This is a genomic window from Pandoraea sp. PE-S2T-3 (assembly GCF_002179965.1).
Lineage (GTDB): Bacteria > Pseudomonadota > Gammaproteobacteria > Burkholderiales > Burkholderiaceae > Pandoraea.
In genome coordinates this window covers 357693-376229 of record NZ_NGUQ01000033.1, presented here as the reverse complement: position 1 = coordinate 376229, position 18537 = coordinate 357693, and the positions used below count along the sequence as shown (strand labels likewise).

Annotated in this window: 19 protein-coding genes, 1 other RNA gene and 1 riboswitch; of the genes, 12 read left to right on the top strand and 8 right to left on the bottom strand. The window is 64.9% G+C overall.

Annotated elements, in window-relative coordinates; translation table 11 throughout:
* Together CDV46_RS20475 and CDV46_RS20470 are read left to right on the top strand one after the other, a co-directional pair.
* Nucleotides 1-794 (top strand): electron transfer flavoprotein subunit alpha/FixB family protein (locus CDV46_RS20475; RefSeq protein WP_087723318.1); only part of this gene is annotated, 794 nt, incomplete at its 5' end.
* Nucleotides 795-981: 187 nt separating this feature from the next.
* Complete coding sequence (locus CDV46_RS20470; RefSeq protein WP_087688654.1) at nucleotides 982-2763, top strand: acyl-CoA dehydrogenase; 1782 nt, start codon at nucleotides 982-984, stop codon at nucleotides 2761-2763.
* Nucleotides 2764-2907: 144 nt separating this feature from the next.
* On the opposite strand, the gene ssrS is transcribed toward CDV46_RS20470, so the two are convergent.
* The 3 genes from ssrS to CDV46_RS20455 form a co-directional block, all read right to left on the bottom strand.
* Nucleotides 2908-3088, bottom strand: a non-coding RNA gene (gene ssrS, locus CDV46_RS20465) — 6S RNA.
* 45 nt (nucleotides 3089-3133) lie between these two features.
* On the bottom strand, nucleotides 3134-3445 hold the full coding sequence (locus tag CDV46_RS20460; protein WP_058375459.1) for a cell division protein ZapA: 312 nt from the start codon (nucleotides 3443-3445) through the stop codon (nucleotides 3134-3136).
* Complete coding sequence (locus tag CDV46_RS20455) at nucleotides 3442-3753, bottom strand: hypothetical protein (RefSeq protein WP_058375458.1); 312 nt, start codon at nucleotides 3751-3753, stop codon at nucleotides 3442-3444. Before CDV46_RS20455 ends, CDV46_RS20460 begins: the two co-directional genes overlap by 4 nt.
* Nucleotides 3754-3842: 89 nt before the next feature.
* A riboswitch (cobalamin riboswitch) is annotated at nucleotides 3843-4093 on the top strand.
* 166 nt (nucleotides 4094-4259) lie between these two features.
* On the opposite strand from CDV46_RS20455, the gene CDV46_RS20450 reads away from it, so the two are divergent.
* The 7 genes from CDV46_RS20450 to CDV46_RS20420 all read left to right on the top strand — a co-directional run bounded on the left by CDV46_RS20450 (nucleotide 4260) and on the right by CDV46_RS20420 (nucleotide 11485).
* Entirely contained in the window at nucleotides 4260-6251 is a 1992-nt protein-coding gene (locus CDV46_RS20450) for a TonB-dependent receptor plug domain-containing protein (protein ID WP_087724602.1), read from the top strand.
* Nucleotides 6252-6278: 27 nt separating this feature from the next.
* Nucleotides 6279-7274 (top strand): FecCD family ABC transporter permease, encoded by a 996-nt coding sequence (locus CDV46_RS20445; RefSeq protein WP_087688652.1) that lies wholly within the window; start codon nucleotides 6279-6281, stop codon nucleotides 7272-7274.
* Nucleotides 7271-8113: an ABC transporter ATP-binding protein gene (locus CDV46_RS20440; protein WP_087724600.1), complete on the top strand. Its 843-nt coding sequence runs from the start codon at nucleotides 7271-7273 to the stop codon at nucleotides 8111-8113. The genes CDV46_RS20445 and CDV46_RS20440 overlap by 4 nt, the downstream gene beginning before the upstream one ends.
* Before the next feature lie 78 nt (nucleotides 8114-8191).
* The gene (gene cobO, locus CDV46_RS20435) at nucleotides 8192-8851 is read left to right on the top strand and encodes a cob(I)yrinic acid a,c-diamide adenosyltransferase (RefSeq protein WP_087688787.1); all 660 of its coding nucleotides are present in this window, start codon (nucleotides 8192-8194) and stop codon (nucleotides 8849-8851) included.
* Nucleotides 8852-8920: 69 nt separating this feature from the next.
* Nucleotides 8921-10009: a nicotinate-nucleotide--dimethylbenzimidazole phosphoribosyltransferase gene (cobT, locus tag CDV46_RS20430; protein WP_087688650.1), complete on the top strand. Its 1089-nt coding sequence runs from the start codon at nucleotides 8921-8923 to the stop codon at nucleotides 10007-10009.
* Nucleotides 10010-10013: 4 nt separating this feature from the next.
* A complete protein-coding gene (locus CDV46_RS20425; protein ID WP_087724598.1) occupies nucleotides 10014-10889 on the top strand; it encodes an adenosylcobinamide-GDP ribazoletransferase in 876 nt (291 codons plus the stop codon).
* A complete protein-coding gene (locus CDV46_RS20420) occupies nucleotides 10880-11485 on the top strand; it encodes a histidine phosphatase family protein (protein WP_087724596.1) in 606 nt (201 codons plus the stop codon). Before CDV46_RS20425 ends, CDV46_RS20420 begins: the two co-directional genes overlap by 10 nt.
* Before the next feature lie 4 nt (nucleotides 11486-11489).
* Here the strand turns inward: CDV46_RS20420 and CDV46_RS20415 are convergent, their stop codons facing one another.
* Entirely contained in the window at nucleotides 11490-12443 is a 954-nt protein-coding gene (locus CDV46_RS20415; protein WP_087724594.1) for a cobalamin-binding protein, read from the bottom strand.
* A 251-nt stretch (nucleotides 12444-12694) separates the two neighbouring features.
* Here CDV46_RS20415 and CDV46_RS26920 point away from each other — a divergent pair, with 251 nt between their 5' ends.
* Nucleotides 12695-12874, top strand: coding sequence for a hypothetical protein (locus CDV46_RS26920; protein ID WP_140413439.1), 180 nt, complete (start codon nucleotides 12695-12697; stop codon nucleotides 12872-12874).
* A gap of 167 nt (nucleotides 12875-13041) precedes the next feature.
* Here CDV46_RS26920 and CDV46_RS20410 read toward each other — a convergent pair whose 3' ends face one another.
* From CDV46_RS20410 to cobU, 4 genes are all read right to left on the bottom strand, one after another.
* Nucleotides 13042-13263 carry a hypothetical protein gene (locus CDV46_RS20410; protein ID WP_058375452.1) on the bottom strand — a complete coding sequence of 74 codons (222 nt, stop codon included), beginning with the start codon at nucleotides 13261-13263 and terminating at the stop codon, nucleotides 13042-13044.
* Nucleotides 13264-13536: 273 nt separating this feature from the next.
* Nucleotides 13537-14634 (bottom strand): threonine-phosphate decarboxylase CobD, encoded by a 1098-nt coding sequence (gene cobD / locus CDV46_RS20405; RefSeq protein WP_087724592.1) that lies wholly within the window; start codon nucleotides 14632-14634, stop codon nucleotides 13537-13539.
* Nucleotides 14631-15611 (bottom strand): adenosylcobinamide-phosphate synthase CbiB, encoded by a 981-nt coding sequence (gene cbiB / locus CDV46_RS20400; protein ID WP_087724590.1) that lies wholly within the window; start codon nucleotides 15609-15611, stop codon nucleotides 14631-14633. Before cbiB ends, cobD begins: the two co-directional genes overlap by 4 nt.
* Nucleotides 15612-15617: 6 nt before the next feature.
* The gene (cobU, locus tag CDV46_RS20395) at nucleotides 15618-16169 is read right to left on the bottom strand and encodes a bifunctional adenosylcobinamide kinase/adenosylcobinamide-phosphate guanylyltransferase (RefSeq protein ID WP_087724588.1); all 552 of its coding nucleotides are present in this window, start codon (nucleotides 16167-16169) and stop codon (nucleotides 15618-15620) included.
* Nucleotides 16170-16209: 40 nt separating this feature from the next.
* Between cobU and CDV46_RS20390 the strand changes: the two genes are divergently transcribed.
* Nucleotides 16210-17721 (top strand): cobyric acid synthase, encoded by a 1512-nt coding sequence (locus CDV46_RS20390; RefSeq protein ID WP_249277550.1) that lies wholly within the window; start codon nucleotides 16210-16212, stop codon nucleotides 17719-17721.
* A gap of 101 nt (nucleotides 17722-17822) precedes the next feature.
* Entirely contained in the window at nucleotides 17823-18446 is a 624-nt protein-coding gene (locus tag CDV46_RS20385; RefSeq protein WP_087688642.1) for a ParA family protein, read from the top strand.
* Nucleotides 18447-18537: the final 91 nt, after the last annotated feature.

Here is an 18537-nt window from a genome sequence, read left to right as displayed (position 1 = left end):
CTGCCGCGCAAATCGCTGGCGTGAAGAAGGTGCTGCTCGCTGACGCGCCGTACTTCGCCGACGGTCTGGCGGAAAACATCGCCGACGAGGTGGTGTCGATCGCGGGCAACTATTCGCACATCCTGGCAACGGCCACCGCCTACGGCAAGAACATTGCCCCGCGCGTAGCCGCACTGCTGGACGTCGCCCAAATCTCGGATATCACGAAGGTCGACAGCGCGGACACGTTCGAGCGCCCGATCTACGCGGGTAACGCGATTGCGACGGTGCAAAGCGCCGACAAGGTGAAGGTGATCACGGTGCGCTCGACGGGCTTCGACCCGGCAGCCGCGACCGGTGGCAGCGCCGCAGTGGAGAGCATCGCCGCCACGCCGGACGCCGGTCTGTCGCAGTTCGTGGGCCGTGAGGTGACGAAGCTGGATCGTCCGGAACTGACGAGCGCGAAGATCATCGTCTCGGGCGGCCGTGGTCTGGGCTCGGGCGAGAACTATACGAAAGTGCTGGAGCCGCTGGCCGACAAGCTGGGTGCGGCGCTGGGTGCTTCGCGCGCGGCAGTGGATGCCGGTTATGTGCCGAACGACTATCAGGTCGGACAGACGGGCAAGATCGTGGCACCGCAGTTGTACGTGGCGGTGGGCATCTCGGGGGCGATTCAGCACTTGGCCGGGATGAAGGATTCGAAGGTGATCGTGGCGATCAACAAGGATCCGGAAGCGCCGATCTTCTCGGTGGCGGATTACGGTCTGGTGGGCGATCTGTTCACCGTCGTGCCGGAACTGGTGAGCGCGCTGTAAGTAAGAACGCTGTCACGAAATCGCGCTGCGGAGCGAGTCGAGAGGCTGGCTTCGCAGCCGATTCGCATGAGGAGGCAGGCAACACGGTGCGTCCTCATATGAATCGGTCAGACACAAGACAATAAAAAATAAGAATCCCGGCATTCGCCACCATCCGCAGGCAAACGGAATTCCCTGGAGGAACGACATGAGTTATCAGGCCCCGATCAAGGACATGCAGTTCGTGATGAACGAGCTGGCGGACCTGTCGAGCATTGCCGCGTTGCCGGGCTACGAGGATGCCTCGCCCGAAATCGCACAGGCCGTGCTCGAAGAAGCCGCACGTTTTAACCAGGAAGTGCTCGCACCGCTGAACGTCATCGGCGATCAGCAGCCGAGCACGTGGAAGGACGGTGTCGTCACCACGACGCCGGGTTTCAAGGAAGCCTTCAAGCAATTCTCCGAAGCCGGCTGGCAAGGGGTGCTGCACCCGCAGGAATTCGGCGGCCAAGGCCTGCCGAAACTGGTGGCCACGCCCTGCACCGAAATGCTCAACGCGGCGAACCTGTCGTTCGCCCTGTGCCCGTTGCTGACCGACGGCGCTGTCGAAGCGCTGCTCACGGCCGGCAGCGATGCCCAACGCGCGCTCTACGTGCCTAAGCTGCTCTCCGGCGAATGGACCGGCACGATGAACCTGACCGAGCCGCAGGCGGGCTCGGATCTCGCACTGGTGCGCACGCGTGCCGACCGCGCGGGCGACGGCACGTACAAGATTTTCGGCACGAAGATTTTCATCACGTTCGGCGAACACGACATGGCCGAGAACATCGTGCACCTCGTGCTGGCCCGCACGCCCGATGCGCCGCCGGGCGTGAAGGGTATCTCGTTGTTCATCGTGCCGAAGTTCAACGTCGATGCCGAGGGCAAGCTCGGCGCGCGTAACGACGTGCATTGCGTGTCGATTGAACACAAGCTCGGCATCAAGGCGAGCCCGACCGCCGTACTGCAATTTGGCGATAACGGTGGCGCAACCGGTTACCTGATCGGCGAAGAGAATCGCGGTCTCGAGTACATGTTCATCATGATGAACGCCGCGCGTTTCGCCGTGGGCATGCAAGGGGTCGCGGTCGCCGAGCGCGCCTATCAGCATGCGGTGGCGTATGCCCGTGATCGTTTGCAGAGCCGTCCGGTCGACGGTTCGTCGCGCGACGCGGTCGCGATCATTCATCACCCGGATGTGAAGCGCATGCTCATGACGATGCGCGCGCTCACCGAAGGGGCGCGTGCGCTGGCGTATGTCGCGGCGGCGCAGGCCGACATCGGCCACAATGCCGCTGATGCCGGCGAGCGCAAGCGCGCACAGGCCGTCTACGAGTTCCTGGTGCCGATCGTGAAGGGCTGGAGCACGGAGATGTCGCTCGACGTCACGAGCCTCGGCGTGCAGGTGCATGGCGGCATGGGCTTCATCGAAGAAACGGGCGCTGCGCAGTACTACCGCGATGCACGGATTCTGCCGATTTACGAAGGCACGACGGCCATTCAGGCCAACGACCTGATCGGCCGCAAGACGCTGCGTGATGGCGGCGCCGTGGCGCGTGCGCTGTTCGAGCAGGTGGCGGCCACCGAAAACGAATTGCGCGCCGCAGGCGGCGTGGCGACGAGCGTGGCCGAGCGTCTGGCCAAGGGCCGTGAAGCGTTGTCGATCGTGGTCGATTACGTCATCGCTAACACGCAAGACAACGCGAATGCCGTGTTTGCCGGCAGCGTGCCGTACCTGAAGCTTGCGGGGATCGTGCTGGGTGGCTGGCAAATGGGCCGTGCGTTGCTGGCAGCGCAGGCGCGTCGTGCAGAAGATCCGGCGTTCTACGATGCCAAGATCGGCACTGCACGTTTCTTTGCCGACCACATCCTGACGCAAGCACCGGGTCTCGCACAGTCGATCACCGAGGGTGCAGATTCGGCGCTGTCGCTGAGCGAAGCGCAGTTCTGACGCGTAACGTTAGCTTCGGTAGCGAGAAAGAAAAAAGGCGGCCTGCGGGCCGCCTTTCCTTTTGCCGTCATCGCACGACACATTCATCGCGCGACAATCATCGAACGAAAAAAAACGGCACTGCGCGAACGCAGTGCCGTGTATTGGGTCCCCGCCACAGCCGCTAAGCCGGCATCCTGAACCGGGAGGTTCAAGGTGGTCGCGGTTAGTAGCGCTTTGGGTTCATCAGACAGAGTGACGCTCACGCCAGCACTACAAACTTCCGCAACCTGCAAAAAGCATTGGTTCAAGGAATCTATGACTTTCGCAAACCAGGCAGGGAAAACTAACCTTTTGAATCGCGCGACAGCCTGTGAATTTCTACGTTGACTCAGCTTTGATACTGGTCGATCACAGCGCTTAATCGATCGTTCATGCGTTGCATTCTACTCTGAATTTCTTCAGCGGGGAAAGATTGTCCAGCAGCAATACTTTTTTCCAGTGCAAGCAATTCGGATGCCAGGCTCAACGCTGCCATGACGGCAATCCGGTCGGTGCCGCGCACGCTGCTTTGTGCGCGAACCTTGCTCATTTCGGCATCGACGCGCGAGACGGCGGAGAGCAGATCAGCCTCGTGTTCCGGGGGGCACGCGAGACGGTACGACTGTTCCAGAATATGAACTTCGAGCTGCTTGATCGTCATGCGTGTTCTCCACCGGGGGTACCGAGCAGATCCATCTGACCCTCAGCAGGGTTTTGCGACGGAAGCTTTTCCAGAATGGCATTCAGGCGAACCTGAGCCTCGTCGATCTTGGCGGCGAGCTGATCGCGCTGCAAACGCAGGGCGTCGCGCTCGGCGCGTAATTGTTCAATCGCGGCGCGGGTATCGTCGCATTCGGCGCGTGTGCGCTCAAGCTCACTTAGCAGTGCCTGATTGTGTTGATGAAAACGTTGGCTTATCACAACCAACTGTTCGATTTTGTCAGTGAGATTGTCGAGATCGGTGAGCATCGGGCTGCGTCCTCTTAATTGCCCTACATTCTAACGGAATCGGCGGCCAATGCCCGATGAACGAGCATTGACGCTCGTCCGATTGACCCCTACACTTGCGGCGCTTCGGTGCTCGCGCACGCCCCCCGGCATGCGCAGTTAAACGGGAAACAGGGAGCCGCGCCCCCACACGGGCTGGCCAACCTGTGCTGCCCCCGCAACGGTAAGTCATCATTTCGGCCATAAAGGTTTCCGAAAACGCGCTTCGCCTCAATCGCCACTGCAAGTGTTTCACTTGTGGGAAGGCCGGTCAGGCGTGACGATGACCAGCCCGGATACCGGCCGAGCGAGTGGGGAAAAGTCATGCCGCCCGGCCCTGCCGCTGGCGGCTCGCCGTCGTTTTCATGTGTCGATGCGATTCCATCCGACTTGCATCCGTGACCTGTCGCCGGCGCTCCCCGTGCGCTGACGACCCGCGGGGGAACGGGTCAAGGCAAAAAAGAAAACTACGGAAGTCACACCAGATCATGCGCTCCCACGTTCGCGCTATGGCGCCGCACGCGCCTGCCTTTGTTCCTGCCCCGCGTACCGTCGCTCTCGTTTGCGCCTCGCTCGCTGCCTCGCTGAGCTTCGCCGTGCACGCCCAGTCGGCCGCGCCAGCCATTGCTGCGACTGCGGCTGAAACGACTGCCGCACCGGCCGCTCCCGTCACTGTCGCGGCCAACACAGCCACCAGCGACAACACCACGGCGGCACAGCTCAAGACCACAGTCGTCACGGCGTCGCGCACCGAGCAGAAGCTGGCCGACACGCTCGCCGCCACTTCGGTGATCACGCGCGAAGACATCGAACAAAGCCAGGCGCAGGACCTGCCGACGCTGCTGCGCGGTCAGGCTGGCGTGGAAATCGTGCAGAACGGCGGCTTCGGCACGTCGGCCAGCATTTTCATGCGCGGCGCGGCGTCGAACGCCTCGCTCGTGCTCATCGACGGCGTGCCGGTCAACTCGGCCACCACGGGCACGACCAACATCGCACAGATTCCGGTGTCGCAAATTGACCACATCGAAATCGTGCGCGGCAATGTTTCGGCGCTCTACGGGTCGCAAGCCGTGGGCGGTGTGATTCAGATCTTTACCCGCAAGGGCGATGGCGGCCCGCCGCGCGCCTACGCGGAAATCGGTTACGGCACGAACAACACCACGCAGGCCAACGCCGGCATTGCGGGCTCGTTCAACGACGGCAAGACCAACTTCTCGCTGGATGTGTCGCGCTTTCACACGAATGGCATCACGGCCATCGACCCGCGCTTCTATCCGAAGAATGTGAACCCGAACCGGAACGGTGACGACAACACGAGCGTGAGCGCGTCGATCTCGCAAAAGCTCGGCGACACGTGGGAAGTCGGCGTGCGCCTGTTCCAGAGCGACGGCAGCAGCAGCTACGACAACGCCTACGGCAAGCCCACCGATCTGAACGATACCGACGCCCGCGTGCGTCAGATCTCGGGCTACGCGAAGGGCAACGTCACCGACAAGTGGAGCACGCGCTTCTCGGTCACGCAGGGCGACGATTACAGCTACAACTATCTGAACGGCAAGGGCAACGGCAACTTCCACACGTCGAGCAATCAGATCGACTGGGGTAACGAATACGCCTTCATGCCCGACCAGAAGCTCATCGCCGGCTACACCCGTCTGGAGCAGACCGTCGAGAGCAGCACCAACTACGGCCGCAACAACCGCCACGTCGATTCGGGCTACCTCGGCTACGAAGGCACCTTCGGCAAGCATCAGGTGCAGGCCAACGTGCGCCGCGACGCGTACTCCGACTTCGGCGGCGCTAACAGCTACTGGGTCGGCTACGGCTACAACCTGACGCAGCAATGGAAGTTGATGGCCAACGCGTCGGACGGCTTCCGCGCACCGACCTTCAACGACCTGTTCTACCCGGGCTACGGCAATCCGAACCTGCAACCCGAGCGTTCGATCTCGAAGGAACTCGGCGTGCAGTTCAACGGCGGCGAGCGTCTGGGTCTGGTCAAGCTGACCGGCTTCCAGACCAAGTACACGAACCTGATTCAGGGCCTGACGGTGTTCCCGTACACGGCCTCGAATGTGGCCAAGGCGCGTGTCGAAGGGCTTGAACTGACGTACACCGGCCGTCCGATTTTCGGCGTCGACGTGCGGGCCTCGTTCACGCGTCAGAACCCGACCGATCTGGATGCCGACAAGCAACTCGCCCGCCGTGCCAAGCAGTTCGGCTCGGTCGGCTTGTCCAAGCGCTTCGACAAGTTCACCGTCGGCGGCGACGTGTTCTATAGCGGCGAGCGCTACGACAGCGGTGGCCAGCATCTGGGCGCGTACACGCTCGTGAACCTGCAAGCGCGTTACGATATCGACAAATCCTGGTACGTCTCGGCGCACCTGGACAACGTCTTCAACAAAAACTACCAGACGGTTTATGCCTACAACACGATCGGGCGCGCGATTTACGTCACGCTCGGCTGGAAGCAGTTCTGACGCACCGGCATCGCGGGGCGTAGCGGCATGACGCTGCGCCGCGCACTCGCCATCTGGACGGCACTCGCCAGCCTCGCGCTGGCGGTGCTCGTGGCGTCGCTCATGCTGGGCAGCGTGCCGGTCTCGCTACATGAGATCGGCGGTCTGATGCTCGGGCACGACGTCGGGCTGGCCGGCGACGTGGTCTGGCGTCTGCGCCTGCCGCGTGCGCTGGCCGCCTTCGCCTGCGGCGGATTACTGGCGGTGTCGGGCGCGCTCATGCAGACGCTGCTGCGCAATCCGCTGGCCGACCCTTACGTGCTCGGTATCTCCGGCGGTGCGGCCGTCGCAGCACTGGCTTCGCTCGCGCTGATGCTGCCTTTCTTCTGGGTGCAGACGAGCGCCTTCTTCGGTGCGCTGGCGGCCATTGCGCTCGTGATGGCGCTTTCGCACCGCAGCTTTTTCCGTCCCGGCGAACAAGACAGCAGCGCCCGCCTGCTGCTCACCGGGGTGATGATGGCCGCCGGTTTCGGCGCGCTCGCGATGCTGATTCTCACCTTGGCCCCTGACGCCAGCCTGCGCGGCATGTTGTTTTGGCTCACCGGCGATCTCAATGGCGTCGACCGTGCCACGTTGCCGCTGCTGGCACTGGGCGCGACGCTGCTCATCGTCTGCCCGGTGGCCCATCGGCTGAACGTGCTGCTGCGCGGCGAAGCCGTGGCGCAGGCCGTCGGCGTGTCGGTCGGACCGCTGCGCGCGCGCATCTATCTGGCGGCGTCGCTGGCCACGGCGGTCGCCGTCACCACCGCCGGCAGCATCGGCTTCGTTGGCCTCGTCGTGCCGCATATTCTGCGACTGCGCTTCGGTAACGATCAGCGCATGCTGCTGCCCGCTGCGGCATTGGCGGGCGGCGTGTTGCTGATGGTCGCGGATCTGGTCGCACGTACCGTCATTGCGCCGACGCAACTGCCGGTCGGCGTGATTACCGCGATCATCGGTGTGCCGCTGTTCCTCTGGTTGCTCTCGCGACGGGTGATTCGATGAGTCCCTCGTCGCAGGCGCCCACTTCGCTATTGCACACTCACGCGCTGACGTTACGCGCGGGCGAGCGAGTGCTGGTGGACTGGCTCGACTTTGCCGTTTCCCCCGGCGAATGCTGGTGCCTCGCCGGTCCGAACGGCGCGGGCAAGACCACACTGCTCAGCACGCTCGCCGGCCTGCGCAGCATCGACGAAACTCCGCATCGCGACGACGCCATTGCCGCCTCCGGCCGCGTCGATATCGCGGGCAAGCCACTCGCGCAGTGGCGCGTCGGCGCACTCGCGAAGATGCGCGCGCTCATGCCGCAGCAGACGCGCGACGCGTTCGGCGCGACGGCGCTCGAAGTCGTGCTCGCGGGCCGGCATCCGTATCTGGCACAGGGCCGTTGGGGCGCATGGGAATCGGACGACGATATTGCCGCTGCGCTCGACGCACTGGCGCAGGTCGGGCTCGAATCGTTTGCGCAGCGCGACGTTACTACGCTCTCGGGCGGTGAGCGTCAGCGCGTGTCGCTGGCAGCAGTGCTGGCACAGGCGACGCCGTTGCTATTGCTCGACGAACCGATCTCGCATCTCGATCTGCACCACCAGATGGATGCTCTCGAACGTCTCGCAGAACACGCGGCACGCGACGATGCCGCCGTGGTCTTCTCCTGCCACGATCTGAATCTCGCCCGCCGGTTCGCCACCCATGCGTTGTTGCTCGATGGGCGGGGGGCATGGCGCGCCGGACCGGTGCGCGACGTACTCACGGCCGAATATTGCAGCGACGCATTCGGTTACCCGCTACGCCTCATTCGCGACGGCGAGGACGAGGCACTCGTGCCCGCCCGCCGTGGCTAACGTGCTGGCTTTTCTCACCATGCCCGTGCGTGGCATCGCGCCACGCGCCCGTGGTCACAGTTTTTACAGGTGCTGTTCATGACGACCGAAACGCCACAACCCGATCCCAACGCCACTCCTGACGGCAGCAACGCCGACGAGGCCCGCAACGAGCGCCATCGTGCCCGCATGGTGCGCAAGAAGGCGCTGATCGACGGCAAGATTGCGCAGGCGCAACACGATTGCGGCGTGCTCGTCATCACCACCGGCAATGGCAAGGGCAAGTCCAGCTCGGGCTTCGGCATGGTCGTACGTGCGATGGGCCACGGCATGAAGACGGGCGTGGTGCAGTTCATCAAGGGCGCGATCCCGACGGGCGAAGAGAAATTTCTGCGCCGTTTTCCGGAGGAATGCGAGTTTCACGTGATGGGCGAAGGCTACACGTGGGACACACAAGACCGCATGCGCGACATCGCCAAGGCCGAAGCGGCATGGGAGCAGGCGCGCCGCATGCTGGCCGACGCATCGTTCGGCCTGCTGTTGTTCGATGAACTCAATATCGCGCTCAAGCTCGGCTATCTCGATGTGAATACCGTGATCGCCGATCTGGAGTCGCGCCCGGAGATGCAGCACGTCGTGATCACCGGCCGGGGCGCACCGCAGGCGCTCGTCGACGCGGCAGACACGGTGACCGACATGACGCCGGTCAAACACGCGTTCGCGCAGGGCATTCGCGCGCAGCCCGGCGTGGAAATGTAAGCGACGTCCCCCGGCTCGATCCATCCGGTGCGCCGCCGTTTTTCGTTTTCATTTCAGGAAGTCTCACGCATGACCGCAATGACCGCATACAGCCCGCTGCTGGCCGAATTGTTCGAGGTTGCCGCGCCGTCCGCCGCCATGGACGCCGCCTTGCAACACGCCATCGATATCAAGACGAAGCCGCCCGGCAGCCTCGGCGCGCTGGAGCGCATCGCGCTGCAAATCGGCCGTATCCAGCAGAGCGTGACGCCTGAGCTCACGCGTCCGGCCATGCTGGTGTTCGCGGGCGATCACGGCATCGTGGCGTCGGGCGTGAGCCCGTATCCGCAGGCGGTCACGGCGCAGATGGTGCTCAACTTTCTGCGCGGTGGTGCGGCGATCAACGTGTTCTGCCGCGCCAATCAGATCGAGATGGAAGTGATCAACGCGGGCGTGGCGGCCGACTTCCCGGCGCATGCCTCGCTGGTGGATATTCCCGTCGCGCGTGGCACGCAGAATTTTCTCGAACGCCCGGCCATGTCGCGCGAACAGCTTGAAGCGGCGCTCGCTGCCGGTGCCGCGCGCGTGGTCGCCCATGCGCAGCGTGGCACGCGCATGATCGGCTTTGGCGAAATGGGCATCGGCAACACCTCGGCAGCGGCCTGTGTGATGCAGCGACTGACGGGCTTGCCGCTCGCCGCCTGCGTGGGGCGCGGCACCGGCGTGGACGACGCAGGACTGGCGCGCAAGACGGCGGTGCTGGCGCAGGCACTCGACGCTCATCCGGTGAGCGGTGAAGTCGATCCGCTCGATGTGCTCGCGACATTCGGCGGCTTCGAGATCGCAATGATGACCGGCGCGTATCTGGCGGCGGCCAAGCTGGGGCTCGTCGTTGTGGTCGACGGTTTCATCAGCACGTCGGCGTTGCTCGTGGCCGCGCGTCTCGCCCCGGCCGTCCTCGATTACTGCCTCTTTGCGCACGCGTCGGACGAAGCCGGTCATCGTGCCATGCTCGACGCACTGGGTGCACAGCCGCTGCTGCAACTGGGGCTGCGACTGGGTGAAGGCACCGGCGCGGCGCTGGCCATGCCGCTGATTCAGGCGGCTGCGGCGTTCCTGCGCGAGATGGCTACGTTCGAGGGCGCAGGCGTGAGCGATCGCGACACACCGGCAGCATGACGACATGACAACATCGCCCCCCGATCCGTCTGACGAGAATCCCGCACCGCTTCCCGGCGAGGGGACGGCGTCGCACGCGGTCGTGCCGTCGGCGCGCGGCCCGGATGCACATGACGGATGGGGCAAGCAGCAACTTCGGCTTTTCCTGACGGCACTCGGCTATTTCACGCGCGTGCCGATTCCCTCGTGGGTGGGCTATTCGCCCGCGCAACTGAACGCGGCGACGCGCTACTTCCCGATGGTCGGGGTATTCGTCGGTGTGCTGGTGGCGGTGTTGACGGTGGCGATGGGCATGCTCTGGTCACCGCGTCTGGCGATTGCGCTGGGGCTTGCGGTGAGTGTGCTGCTGACCGGCGCGTTTCATGAAGACGGCCTTGCCGATTCGGTCGATGCCTTTGGCGGTGCGTTCGAGCGCGAACGCGTGCTGGAGATCATGCACGACTCGCGCATCGGCACTTATGGGGCGGTTGCCCTCTGGCTGGCGCTCGCCATCAAATGGCAGGCGCTGGTCGATGTGCAGACGGCGTTCGGATGGAGTGGCTTTGCGGTCGTGCTGATCGGCGCCCATGCGGCGAGCCGTTGCATGGCGATCAGTCTGTTGCGCGCGCTCGACTATGTGCGTGCACAGGGCAAGGCGAAGCCGGTCGCCCAACGACTGAGTCTCGAAGGCTTGTTGTTCGGTGTGGCGTGCAGCGTGCCGTGGGCATTCTGGCCGGATTGGCGCGCTGGCGCGACCGGCGTGGTGGTACTGATCGTGCTGCGCGCGGCGTTCATTCGCTATCTGCGCCGACGACTGGGTGGCTATACCGGCGATACGCTGGGCTTCGCGCAACAGATCGGCGAACTCGCGCTGTATCTGACGGTGTGCGCATGGATCTGATTCTCTTGCGGCATCCGCCGCCCGACGTTGCCCCGGGCATCTGCTACGGGCAGACAGACCTGCCGGCCGACGCGGCACAGTTCGACGCGCGTGTGGCGATCATGCGAGAGAACGTTGCGACATGGCTCGATGGCCGCGTGCCCGTCGCTGTCCATAGCAGCCCTTTGCAGCGCGCTCGCAGCGCAGCGAATGTGATTGCCGAATCGTTCGGCATGCCGGTGATGGAGGATGCCCGTCTGTCGGAGATGCACTTCGGCGAGTGGGAAATGCAGCGCTGGGACGCGCTCGATCGCGCGCAACTCGATGACTGGGCACACGATGTCGCAGGTTTTGCGCCGCCCGGTGGTGAGTCGGCACGCGATGTCGTGTTGCGCATGGACGCGTGGGCGAAGGCGGCGCTGAGGGCTTCGACGGCGAACGCTGCACGAGACGTGCACATCGCCGTGACGCACGCCGGACCGATCCGGCTGCACACGGCGACGGCACTACGCCTGCCGACGGCGGCGTGCCTGTCGTGGGCACTCGGCTTCGGTGCCGCTTGCGAGCTGCACTTCAGCGACGACGGACACGCACGGCTGGTGCGCTGGAACGCCTGAACGATTACTGCGCGTGCGCCTGCGTACGTCGCTGACGCGCGATATCGAGGTCTTCGCACATCGTGCGTGCACCGTCGAGAATGCGCGGGCCGGGGCGGTTGATCAGATCGCCGTCGATGCCGAAGAGATTGTTGTTCGCCACGGCAGGCAATTGTGTCCACTTGCGCCAGCTGTCGAGCGTGGCGAGCGGCTTGTCTGACTTTGTCGCACCGGGCGTGGCCGTGAACATCGCTTCCGGCCGTTTGGCGAGCACGGCCTCGATCGACACGCGCGGCACCAGCGCGGGCTCGTCGGCGAAAATATTGACGCCGCCGCAAAGGCGGATCACGTCGCTCACCATATGCGTGCCGTTGAGCGTCATCAGCGGCTGCGTCCACACTTGATAGAACACTGACACCGGCGCGCGCGACGAATATTGCGTGCGCAGCGCTTCGTAACGTGCGCGGAACGCGTTGGCGGCCGCCTGCGCTTTTGCGGGGGTGCCGGTGAGCGCCCCCAGACGCTCGATGGCATCGGGCAGGTCGGTCAAATGCTTGGGTTCCGAATAGAACACGGGCAACTTCAACTGACGCAGCGCTTCGACTTGCCGCTGCGAATTGCCATGCATCCACACCACCAGCAGGTCCGGTTTGAGCGCGAGAATGCGCTCGAGATCGAGGGCGCTGTTGTCACCTACGCGGGTGATGCGTTTGGCCGCTTCGGGGTAATCGGAGTAGGCCACGGCACCGACTACGCGGTCGCCTGCACCGGCGGCGAATAGCAGTTCGGTCGCGTGCGGTGCCAGACTCACGATGCGCTGTGCAGGGGCCGCCAGCGTGACGGTGGCACCGGTGTCGTCCTTCACGGAGATCGCGGCATGCGCGCTCGCGGTGAAGCAGAACACCGAAAGCACAGTCGAAAAAACGGCCACGGCATGGCGTGCGCGGTGACGGGAGACAGCCTTGAGAGTGAGCGACATTGACCGGCGTGCGAGGCAGAAAGGGTTGATGGGGCGCAGAGCAGAGTGGTGCGTCGACCGCGAGGACGACAAAGACCCGCCATTGTCGACGTGTTGCCGCGACGCTGCAAGGCGGGGCGGCGCAGGGGCATCAGCGTGACGAGAGGCAGAGTAAGATGCCCCCGTGGCGAACTGACGTCACCGGGTTGCGGTCGAACGATGCGTAACCTGCCCGGGCATCTACGCCGGGGCGAGCCAAGGAGTCAGAAGACGTGAAACGAAATTTCGGGATATTGAGTGCGCTGATGGTGGCGCTGACGGTCATGCTCGGCGCTTGCGCCAATACCGGTAGCGGCACGGGCGATTCGAGTTCGTCGGCCCGCAGCGGCAGCGGCACGGGCAAGGTGGAAGCCTACGGTGTCATCGATGGCGGTGTGACCATCGTCAAGTAAGCCGGATCGTCGCGACCCGGCGACATAGCGACATGGCACCGTAACGACATAACGATGTAAACGACTACGCCCCCTGAGCTCAGACGAGTTCAGGGGGCGTAGTCGTTTCAGCGCACCGCAGGATCGACCGGATGCCCGATCGAAGCCCGCGGCAGCGCCGTGCAGCGTTAGTTGGAAGCCGGAGCCGGGGCGGCAGCGCCTGCATCCGAAGCCGGTGCCATGGCGGCGCCTGCATCGCTGGCCGGGGCGCTATCTGCCGGGGCAGCAGCCGGTGCCGATGCCGACGTATCGGCAGCCGGAGCGGCGGTTTGATCGTCCTTCTTCGAGCAACCCACCATCACGACGGTGGCGGTCACGAGCGTAGCGAGCAACAGCGGAAGTTTTTTCATTTGGTCGTCCTTTTGATATAGGGAAAGCCCTTGCGAAAGAACCCTCAGTCTAACGGCGCCCTGAGGCGAAGGCTGTGTGCATTTGTTGCAGAAATGCTTCAATTTGTAACGAAAACGGCGGCAAACGCACGTCGTTTAATACGGCGTAAGGCGCCGATGGCACTGAGGGTGCCCGTGAGGCCGTGCGCCGTCGGTTGAACGGGAAGGGCACGTCCGTTCAGAAGCATAACGGGGAAATTTGATACCCGCCGGGCACGGCAGTTCCCGAAAAATTCAGGACACCGGCGTGTCGGCCAGCCCGTCGGCGAGGCGCCGCCAGCCGGATTCGTCCGCAGGAAGACCCAATCGGAGGCTGGGCAGAGACTGAATGGCGGCCGTTGTGACGGCTGCGCCTGCCGGTGATATTGCTGCCGGTATGGCTACGGGCCGAGCGTCGAACAGACGTGTCCAGACGCCTTGCGCGGCCAGCGTTTCGTGCCAGACGGGGGCCAGTGGATGCGGGGCCCATGCGAACAGCGGTGTGCCCAGCGCTGGCCAGCCATGGCGGCGTAACAGCGCGAGAAGCCGCTCGCCGTCGTGCTGCAAGCGCTCACGTGCGGCAATTTGCCACGCGGTGTCACGCAACGCGGTGCGCACCGCAAAACGCGCAGGGCCGCTGACCGTCCATGCCCCGAGAGTCTGCGCCAGTGACGCGCCGAACGTCGGCGGGCACAGCGCAAACCCCGCCCGAATCCCCGCCAGTCCGAAGAATTTGCCAACGGAGCGCAACACGACGAGACCGTCCTGCCCGACCTGCGAGGTGATCGACGCCGCAGGTGACGCATCCGCGAACGCTTCATCGACGATCAGCATCCCGCCACGGTTTGCGAGTGAAGCTTGCCATGATGACAAGGTTTCGCGCGAGACGTGCCGCGTCGTCGGATTATCGGGATTCACCCAGACGAGATAGTCGACATCCGGGAGTCCGGCCTCCGGACCCGTCCATGGCACGAGCGTATGTCCGGCGCGCGCGAAGGCGGGGGCATATTCGCTGTAGGTCAGCGAGGCCACCGCCACGCGCCCCGGGCGCAACAGCGTCGGTATCGCCCGGATGACCGCCTGCGACCCGGCGCAGGGCACGATCGTGTTCACCGGCACGCCGTAGTAGTTGGCGGCAATGTCGGTCAGATCGTCGAAGGCGTCGGGCAGGTCGCGCCACGCCTCGGGCGGCGGCATCGGCACGGGATAGCCCTGGGGATTGATGCCGGTCGACAGGTCGAGCCAGTCCTCGCGTGCGCGTCCGTAGCGGGCAATGGCTTCGCCCAGATTGCCGCCATGGCGTGGTGCAGGTGGTGCGGCGGCAGCGGTTACCGGTGTTGCTGAAACGCTCACAACACCCCCACGGTGGCGGCGTCGGCCTGCGATGCAGCAAAGAGCGCGAGCGCACCGCTCACCACGAGCCACATCCACATGGAACGTGAAATGAGCCGCCACGCGGCCTTGATGTGTTGTGCGGACGGTTCCGTGCCGCATCCCAGCGGCGGGCGGGTTTCCCACTCGCCGTGATAGCGGGCGGGGCCGCCCAGTTGCACGCCGAGACTGCCGGCGCCGGCGGCCATGACGGGCCCGGCGTTGGGGCTCGACCATGCGCTCGCCTGTGTGCGCCAGCAGTCGATGGCGCGGGCGACGTCGCCGAAGATGGCGTAACTCGCCGCCGTGAGACGGGCCGGAATCCAGTTGAGCAGATCGTCGATGCGGGCCGCGGGCCGTCCGAAATACAGGAACTGTTCGGTGCGGTAGCCCCACATGGCGTCGAGCGTGTTGGCGAGGCGAAACAGCACGACGCCGGGCGCTCCGGCAATGGCAAACCAGAAGAGGGCGCCGAAGATGGCGTCGTTGCCGTTCTCCAGCGTCGATTCGACGGCGGCGCGTGCGATGTCGGACGCACTCGCGTCTTCGGTATCGCGCGACACGATGCGTGCGGTCAGCTCACGCGCTCGCGTGAGGTCGCCGTCTTGCAGCGCGCGGGCAATGGGCATGACGTGTTCGCGCAGGCTGCGTGCACCGAGCGCCGCGTACAGGGCCAGTGCCTGCCAGAGGATGCCGCCCCAGCCGGGCAGAAAGGTCAGTGCCCACGTGATGAGGACGGGCACGAGCAACATGAGCGCCCACGCCCACGTGCCGCGCACCATCGCGGTGAAGGGCTTGTCACGGATGTCGGGCGAGTTCAGCCACACTTCCACGCCGTTGGCGATGAAGCCGAAGCCGACGAGCGGATGCCAGCGCTTCGGCTCACCGAGCCACGCGTCGAGCAGCACGCCGATGAGGCCGGCGAGCCAGAGAGATTCAGGGGCGAGTCCGGTGAGCATCCGCCATCATCCTTTGACGGCCATGGGCAGGCCGGCGACGACAAATCGCACTTGCGGTGCCAGCGCAGCAACGCGCTGGTTGAGACGGCCGAGTTCATCGACATAGCGTCGCGTGAGCGAGCCCATCGGGATCACGCCGAGTCCGATCTCGTTGCTCACGACGATGAGTTTGCCGGGGGCGGTCGAGAGCGCGTGCGCCAGTTGGCCGACAACGTCATGCCATTGCGTATCGTCTGCTGGTGCGTCAGGACCGTCGTCAGGCGGACAGAGCCACCCGGCCAGCCACAGCGGCAGGCAGTCGATGAGCAGGCAGTGTCCTTCGCGGGCAGTTTCCAGCACGGCACCGGCGAGATCGCGGCCGACTTCCACGGTGGGCCAGTGCGCTGGCCGGCTGGCCCGGTGGTGCGCGATGCGCGCGCGCATCTCGGGTTCGTCGCTCACCGCAGCGGTGGCGAGATAGCTGACTGGCAGGCCGCTCTCCGAGGCGAGGCGTTCGGCGAACGCACTCTTGCCGGAGCGCGCGCCACCCAGCACGAAAGTCAGGTCGTGGGCACTCATGGGCGATATTGTACGAGCGCCCGATGCGATAATCCGCACCATGAGTGAAATCCCTGCCAATTCCAGCGCAACGTCCTCGCGACGCCTCCGTGGCACCTTGATGATTCAGGGCACGTCCTCCGACGCGGGCAAGAGCACGGTGGTGGCCGGGCTCTGCCGGCTGCTTTATCGCGAGGGCGTGCGCGTTGCCCCGTTCAAGCCGCAGAACATGGCGCTCAATAGCGCCGTGACAGCCGACGGCGGTGAAATCGGCCGCGCGCAGGCGTTGCAGGCGCAAGCGGCGGGTATTGCGCCGCACACGGACTTCAACCCGGTACTGCTCAAGCCGAGCAGCGACCGTGGCGCTCAGGTGATCATCGGCGGCAAGGTGGTGGCCGATCTCGACGCGCGGGCCTATCAGGAATACAAACCACGTGCGATGGCGGCCGTGCTGGCCGCCTACGAGCGGCTGCGCACGGGCTACGACGCGGTGATCGTGGAAGGGGCGGGCAGTCCTGCGGAAGTGAATCTGCGGGCGCGCGATATCGCGAACATGGGTTTTGCCGAAGCCGTCGATGCGCCGGTGTTGCTCGTGGCGGACATCGACCGTGGCGGGGTCTTCGCGCAGTTGGTCGGCACGCTGGCGTGTTTGTCGGACAGCGAGCGCGCGCGCATCAAGGGGTTCGTCATCAATCGCTTTCGCGGCGATCCGTCGTTGCTCACGAGCGGGCTGGAATGGGTGGAGGCGCGCACGGGGATTCCGGTGCTGGGGGTGTTGCCGTATCTGCACGGGCTGCATCTCGACGGCGAGGACATGCTCCCCGGCGAGCGTCACACGGCGGCCAGCGGCGAGACGCGTTTGCGGGTGACGGTGCCTGCACTGCCGCGTATCAGCAATCACACGGATTTCGACGCATTGCGGGCGCATCCGCAGGTGGACTTCCGCTACGTAAGCGCGGGCGAGCCGTGGCCGGCCTCGGATCTCGTGATTCTGCCCGGCAGCAAACACGTGCGTGCCGACTTGGCGTGGCTGCGGGCGCAAGGCTGGGAACCAGCGATTGCGCGCCACCTGCGCTACGGCGGCAAAGTGCTCGGCATTTGCGGCGGCTTGCAGATGCTCGGGACGGCGATTCACGATCCGGACGGTTTGGAAGGCGACGCCGGTACGACGGCGGGCCTCGGCTGGCTGGAGATCGAGACGACGATGGAGGCGCAGAAGCAGTTGCGCGTGGTCAGCGGGCGTCTGAGCGCGGGCGATGCACCGGTGCGTGGCTACGAGATCCACATGGGCGTGACGCGCGGAGCGGCGCTGGCGCGTCCGGCAGCGCTGCTGGCAGGCGAGGGCGGCGACGTGCCCGACGGGGCCCGCTCTGAGGACGATCAGGTCATGGGCACGTATCTGCACGGCCTGTTCGATACGCCGGAAGCCCTGCAAGCGCTGCTGACATGGGCCGGTGCACGCGATATCGAAGCGCAGGACTACAACGCGCTGCGCGAGGCTTCGCTGGACCGCCTCGCCGATTCGTTCGCTGCGCATCTGGATTTATCGCGTGTGTGGGGCTGTCTGCGGTGAGGCTGGCGGGCTCAGTGCCCGAGACGTGCCGCCGGTTGCCGCCGGAAGCCGTCACGCTGCCGTTGTAAGATGTGCGGAAAATCGACCTCGGGGAGTGCGTAATGCCGGTGATCGTGGTGGCGAATCCGAAAGGCGGCGTGGGCAAGAGCACGCTGGCAACGAATCTGGCGGGCTATCTGGCCGCTCAAGGGCACGCGGTGATGCTGGGCGACACTGACCGCCAGCAGTCCTCCCGGGCCTGGCTGGGGCTGCGTCCGCCAGCGCTACGGCCCATTGCGACTTGGGATGTGGATCATAGTGAGATCGCCCGTCCGCCCAAGGGCACGACGCACGCGGTGCTCGATACCCCCGCCGGTCTGCACGGCAAACGGCTGGAGACGGTGCTCAAACTCGCCAATCACGTGCTGGTGCCATTGCAGCCGTCGATTTTCGATATCCTCGCGACGCGCGATTTTCTCCAAAAACTTCAGGAAGAGAAGGCGGTCCGTCAGGGCGACGTGCGTATCGGCGTGGTCGGCATGCGCGTCGATGCCCGTACCCGCGCCGCCGATCAACTCGCCCGCTATTGCGACGAAGCCGGCTTGCCAGTGCTCGGCATGCTGCGCGACACACAGAACTACGTGCAACTCGCCGCGCACGGGCTCACGCTGTGGGATGTGGCTCCCAGCCGTGTTGAACGCGATCTGCCGCAGTGGCAGGGGATCGTTAAGTTTGTAGGGGAATAGGGTGAATGAGGCGGAATAGCGCCGTGTATCGACGACGCCCCTGAAACGCAAAAACCGGCCATTTCGGCCGGTTTTTTCATGCTTCGCGATT